General features: G+C 72.7%; 2 protein-coding genes. Both read left to right on the forward strand.

Going from position 1 to position 6,507, the window contains the following annotated elements:
* The first annotated feature begins 225 nt into the window (after nt 1–225).
* Complete coding sequence (locus tag HCJ92_RS07765; RefSeq protein ID WP_167932711.1) at nt 226–5,244, forward strand: NAD-glutamate dehydrogenase; 5,019 nt, start codon at nt 226–228, stop codon at nt 5,242–5,244.
* 224 nt (nt 5,245–5,468) lie between these two features.
* Complete coding sequence (locus HCJ92_RS07770; RefSeq protein ID WP_167932712.1) at nt 5,469–6,419, forward strand: polyprenol monophosphomannose synthase; 951 nt, start codon at nt 5,469–5,471, stop codon at nt 6,417–6,419.
* Nucleotides 6,420–6,507 lie beyond the last annotated feature (88 nt).

The raw sequence follows: 6,507 nt of genomic DNA on the forward strand, positions 1-6,507 counted from the left end.
GGGCAGAGCCGCCCCCCGTGCCGTGCCCGCCCCCGCGGATCCGCGGGGGCCCACGGTGGGTGGACCACCGATCCCGTCGCCGCCCGCCCGCACCTCACGGCCGGAGCACGGCCGATGTCGCGCGGGATGAGCGGCGACGACGGCGCCGGCCGCAGAGCGCAGGCGCCGCCCACCCAGACGCCCGACACGACGTCCCGCAACGGCGCGCGACAGGAGCTTCGAGGAATGCACAGCAAGCTGGATGAAGGCAAGGCCGAACAACTGGAGCGTGCCGCCGAAGTGGCGGACCGGGGGCCCAACAACGGCCAGCCCTCGCACGGGATGGACGCGGCCGCACTCCGTGCCTACCTGCAGCGCTACTACCTCTTCGTGGCACCGGAGGACCTCGCCGGCCGTGACCCGGTCGACGTCTGCGGCACCGCCCTCTCCCACTTCAGGCTCGCCGGCACCCGCCCGCAGGGCACCGCCAACGTCCGCGTGTACACGCCCACCGTCGACGAGATGGGCTGGACCTGCAGCCACACCGTCGTGGAGGTCGTCACCGACGACATGCCGTTCCTGGTGGACTCCGTCACCAACGAACTGTCACGGCAGGACCGCGGCATCCACATCGTGGTGCACCCGCAGATGATCGTCCGCCGGGACATCACCGGCAAGCTGCTGGAGGTGCTCGACGCCGGCCGCGACCCGTACGGCGAGAGCGCCACCAACTACGAGCCGGAGGACCTGCCGGACGACGCCGTCATCGAGTCCTGGATCCACGTCGAGATCGACCGCGAGACCGACCGCGAGGACCTCAGGGAGATCGAGGCCGATCTCCGCCGCGTCCTCAGCGACGTCCGCGAGGCGGTGGAGGACTGGCAGAAGATGCGCGGCCAGGCGCTCCGCATCGCCGACGGCCTCCCCGAGGACGTGCCCGGCGACCGCATCGCCGACCAGGAGGTCGAGGAGGCCCGCGAGCTGCTCCGCTGGCTGGCCAACGACCACTTCACCTTCATCGGCTACCGCGAGTACCGGCTGGACCGCCGCAAGAACGGCGCCGGGAACGACCAGCTCACCGCCGTCCCCGGCAGCGGGCTCGGCGTGCTCCGCTCCGACCCCACGCACTACCCCGCGGGCAACCCGCCCTACCACCCCGGCGTCGAGAAGGCCGCCTCCCCGGCGTTCGACCGGCTCTCCGCCGCCGCCCGCGCCAAGGCCCGCGAGCCCCGGGTCCTGGTTCTCACCAAGGCCAACAGCCGCGCCACCGTGCACCGGCGGTCCTACCTGGACTACGTCGGCGTGAAGACCTTCGACGCCGACGGCAACGTCACGGGCGAACGCCGCTTCCTCGGCCTGTTCTCCTCCGCCGCGTACACCGAGTCGGTGCGCCGGGTCCCGGTGATCCGCCGGAAGGTCTCCGAGGTGCTCGCCGCCGCCGGGTTCGCCCCCGACGGCCACAGCGGACGCGACCTGCTCCAGATCCTGGAGACCTACCCCCGCGACGAGCTGTTCCAGACCCCGGTCGACACCCTCCGCTCGATCGCCACCGCCGTCCTCCAGCTCCAGGAGCGCCGCCGGCTGCGGCTGTTCCTCCGGCAGGACGAGTACGGCCGCTACTACTCGGCCCTCGTCTACCTGCCCCGCGACCGCTACACCACCTCGGTGCGGCTGCGGCTGGTCGACATCCTCAGTGAGGAACTCGGCGGCACGAACGTCGACTTCACCGCGTGGAACACCGAGTCGGTTCTCTCCCGGCTGCACTTCGTCATCCGCGTCCAGCCGGGCACCGAACTCGCCGAGACGACCGAGGCGGACGTCGACCGCATCGAGACCAGGCTCGCCGAGGCGTCCCGCTCCTGGACCGACGGCTTCGCCGAGGCGCTCCTCGCGGAGTGCGGGGAGGAGCAGGCGGCCGAGGTCGGCCGCCGCTTCCACAACGCCTTCCCCGAGGGCTACAAGGCGGACTTCCCGCCGCGCGCGGCCGTCGCCGACCTCCAGTACGTCCTCGAACTCGGCCAGGACTCCGACGCCACGAGTTCGCCCGCCCCCGGCGGCGACGGGCGCCACCCGTTCGCGCTGAGCCTCTACGAGCCGGTCAGCGCGGCCCCCGGCGAGCGACGCCTCAAGATCTACCGCACCGGCGCCCCCGTCTCGCTCTCCGCCGTGCTGCCCGTGCTGCACTGCCTGGGCGTGGAGGTCGTCGACGAGCGCCCCTACGAACTGCGGCCCTCCGACGGGTCCGCCGCCTGGATCTACGACTTCGGGCTGCGCATCCCCGAGCATCTCGCCGCCGGGCTGACCAGCGACACCCGCGAACGGTTCCAGGACGCCTTCTCCGCCGCCTGGACCGGCGCCGCCGAGAACGACGGCATCAACGCGCTGGTGCTCGCCGCCGGGCTGACCTGGCGCCAGGCCATGGTGCTGCGGTCCTACGCCAAGTACCTCTGGCAGGCGGGCGCCCGCTTCTCCCGCGAGAACATGGAGGAGACGCTCCGCAAGAACGTCCACACCACGCGGCTGCTGGTCTCCCTCTTCGAGGCCCGCCTCAACCCCGAGCGGCAGACCGCCGGCCGTGAGCTGACCGACGGCATCCTGGAGGAGTTGGACGGCGCACTCGACCAGGTCTCCAACCTGGACGAGGACCGCATCCTGCGGGCCTTCCGCACCGTCATCACCGCCACGCTCCGCTCCAACTACTTCCAGACCGGCGAGGACGGCCTGCCGCACCCCTACCTCTCCACCAAGCTGGACCCGCAGGCCATCACGGACCTCCCCGAGCCGCGACCCGCCTACGAGATCTGGGTGTACTCGCCGCGGGTGGAGGGCGTCCACCTCCGCTTCGGCAAGGTCGCCCGGGGCGGGCTGCGCTGGTCGGACCGGAGGGAGGACTTCCGGACCGAGATCCTCGGCCTGGTCAAGGCGCAGGAGGTCAAGAACACGGTCATCGTGCCGGTCGGCGCCAAGGGCGGATTCGTCGCCAAGCGACTCCCCGCCCCCTCGGACCGCGACGCCTGGCTGGCGGAGGGCATCGCCTGCTACCGGACCTTCATCTCCGGTCTGCTCGACATCACCGACAACCTGGTGGAGGGCGAGGTCGTCCCGCCGCGCGGCGTCGTGCGCCACGACGGCGACGACACCTACCTGGTGGTCGCGGCCGACAAGGGGACCGCCACCTTCTCCGACATCGCCAACGAGGTCGCCCAGTCCTACGGCTTCTGGCTCGGTGACGCGTTCGCCTCCGGCGGCTCCGCCGGCTACGACCACAAGGGCATGGGCATCACCGCCCGCGGCGCCTGGGTGTCGGTCGAGCGCCACTTCCGCGAGCTGGGGCACAACACCCAGACGCAGGAGTTCACCGTCGCCGGCATCGGCGACATGTCCGGCGACGTCTTCGGCAACGGCATGCTGCTGTCGGAGAAGATCCGGCTGGTCGCCGCCTTCGACCACCGCCACATCTTCATCGACCCCGACCCGGACGCGGCCACCGGCTTCGCCGAGCGCCGCCGCCTGTTCGAGATGCCCCGCTCCTCCTGGGCGGAGTACGACACCTCGCTGATCTCCAAGGGCGGCGGCATCCACCCGCGCACCGCCAAGTCGATCCCCGTCACCCCGCAGGTCCGTGCCGCACTCGGCATCCCCGGCCGTGCGCCGACGATGACCCCCAACGAGCTGATGCAGGCGGTGCTGCGGGCGCCGGTCGACCTCCTCTGGAACGGCGGCATCGGTACCTACGTCAAGTCCTCGCAGGAGAGCCAGGCCGACGCCGGCGACCGCGCCAACGACGCCATCCGCGTCGACGGCCGCGAGCTGCGGGCCAAGGTCATCGGCGAGGGCGGCAACCTCGGCATGACCCAGCTGGGTCGCATCGAGTTCGCGGAACGCGGCGGCCACTGCAACACCGACGCCATCGACAACAGCGCCGGTGTGGACACCTCCGACCACGAGGTCAACATCAAGATCCTCCTCAACGGCGTCGTCGCCAACGGGGACCAGACCGTCAAGCAGCGCAACCGACTGCTCGCCCGCATGACCGACGAGGTCGCGGAGATCGTGCTGCGCAACAACTACGCGCAGAACGTCGCCCTCGCCAACGACCTCACCACCTCGCCCGGCCTGCTCCTCGCCCACCAGCGGCTCATCCGGCGGCTGGAGGCCGACGGCCACCTCGACCGCAAACTGGAGTTCCTGCCCGACGACGAGCAGATCCACGAGCGGCTGCACGCGGGGGAGGGGCTCACCCAGCCCGAACTCTCCGTCCTGCTGGCCTACTCCAAGCTCGCCATCACCGAGGAGCTGATGGGGACCGGCCTCCCGGACGACCCCTACGCGCAGCGGCTGCTCCAGCTGTACTTCCCCGCCCCGCTGCGGAAGAAGTTCCCCGAGCGGGTCGCCGGCCACGCGCTGCGCCGCGAGATCATCAACACGATGCTGGTCAACGACACCATCAACGTGGGCGGTTCGTCGTTCGTCCACCGGATGCACGAGGAGTCCGGCGCCTCCACCGAGGAGATCCTGCGGGCCCACACCGCGGCGCGTGCGATCTTCGCGCTCAACCAGATCTGGGACACCGCCGAGCGCCTGGACAACCAGGTGGACGCCGCGACGCTCACCCGCATCCGGCTGCACTCGCGGCGCATGGTGGAGCGGGCCGCGCGCTGGCTGCTCAACAACCGCCCGCAGCCGCTGCAACTGGCCGAGACCATCGACCTGTTCGCCGGCCGGGTGGGCCAGGTCTGGCAGGAGCTGCCCAAGCTGCTGCGCGGCCAGGACCTCGAATGGCACACCTCCGTCCAGGACGAGCTGGTGGAGCAGGGCGTCCCGGGCGAACTCGCCCAGCAGGTGGCCGGGTTCTCCGCCGCGTTCCCCGCGCTCGACGTGGTGGCCGTCGCCGACCGCACCGGCCGGGAGCTGCTGGACGTCGCGCAGGTGTACTACCACCTCGCCGACCAGCTGGGCATCTCCCGGCTCCAGGACCGCATCAGCGAGCTGCCGCGGGCGGACCGCTGGCAGTCGATGGCGCGCACCGCGATCCGGGAGGACCTCTACGCCGCGCACCAGCTGATCACCGCGGACGTGCTGGCGGCCGGCGAGGCCAGCGACGCGCCCGAGGAGCGGTTCGCCGCGTGGAGCGAGCGAAACCAGGCCATCCTCGGCCGTGCCCGCGCCACCCTCCGGGAGATCCAGGAGTCCGACACGTTCGACCTGGCCAACCTCTCGGTGGCGATGCGGACCATGCGGACCCTCCTCCGCTCCAACCGCTGATCGCTGACTGCTGACGGCTCGCCCTCCGCCGCCGCTTCCCCCGGGAACGGCGGCCGGGGCACCGCGCACCGCACGGGCGGCCCGGGACGACACCTCCCGGGCCGCCCGTCCGCTTTTTCCCAGGGCGGGCGGTGCGGCGACGCGGGTCACCCGGCCGGCGCAGTCGGTAACCCGTACCGCCCGTCCGAGGGGTGCGCTCCGCGGGCAGTGCCTAGCGTTGCCGCATGGAGTCAGCGCGCACCACCACCGGGACGGGCACCACGCGGCTGCCGGGCTGGTCCGGCGCGGCGGTGCCGCTCACCGGGCGCCCCGCCCGCCGGCGCCCCCGGGTGTTGCCGGCCGAGTGGGCGGCGACGCCGCTGACGGTGGTGATGCCCACCTACGACGAGGCGCTGACGCTCACCGTGGTCGCGGACGCGCTGCTGGCGCTGCCGCTGCCCGGTCTGCGGCTGCTGGTGGTCGACGACGCGAGCCCGGACGGGACCGGCCGGCTCGCCGAACGGCTGGCGCTGCGTCACAACACACCCGGGCGCCCCTGGCGAATGGCGGTGCTCCACCGCCCCGCGAAGACGGGGCTGGGCCGGGCGTACGCGGCCGGGATGGGCCGGGCGCTGGCCGAGCAGGGCGGCGGCTACGTGCTCCAGATGGACGCCGACGGCAGCCACCCGGTGGCCGCCGTCCCCGAGCTGCTCGGGGTGGCGCGGTCGCTCGGGGCGGGGTTGGTGGTCGGCAGCCGCTACGTCCCCGGCGGGGTGCTGTCCACCCGCTGGGGGCTGCACCGCCGGCTGCTCTCGGGGTGCGGGAACCGGTACGCGCAGACCGTCCTCCGCTCCCGGGTCCGCGACCTCACGGGAGGGTTCAACCTGTGGAGCGCGGAGACGCTGCGGCGGCTGCGCCCCGCCACGGCCGGCAGCACCGGGTACGCCTTCCAGGTGGAGATCAAGCACCGGGCGCTGCGAGCGGGCTGCCGGGCGGTGGAGGTGCCCATCACCTTCGCGGAGCGCCGGGCCGGCGTCTCGAAGATGTCGTTCGCGGTGCAGGCGGAGGCCGCGGCACTGCCGTGGCGGCTCCGGTTGCGGGACCTGCGGGAGGCGCGTGGCCCGGGGGAGCGGTCCGTCGCCCCGGGGCCCGCCGACCGGACGGTCGTCGTTCGGCCGCCGTCCGGTCGGCGGTGACGCCGTCGGCGCGCGTGCCGGGCGAGATGGTCTACAACTACTTCGACATGGCGCACCCCCACACCCCGGCACGGCTGGGCAGGCTGCT

The organism is Streptomyces spiramenti, from assembly GCF_012034385.1.
In the GTDB taxonomy this organism is placed as follows: Bacteria; Actinomycetota; Actinomycetes; order Streptomycetales; family Streptomycetaceae; genus Streptomyces; species Streptomyces spiramenti.

Excerpts from the sequence above, each read along its gene's own strand:
- HCJ92_RS07765 (WP_167932711.1), top strand. The coding sequence starts at position 226 with ATGCACAGCAAGCTGGATGAAGGCAAGGCCGAACAACTGGAGCGTGCC.
- HCJ92_RS07770 (WP_167932712.1), top strand. The coding sequence starts at position 5,469 with ATGGAGTCAGCGCGCACCACCACCGGGACGGGCACCACGCGGCTGCCG.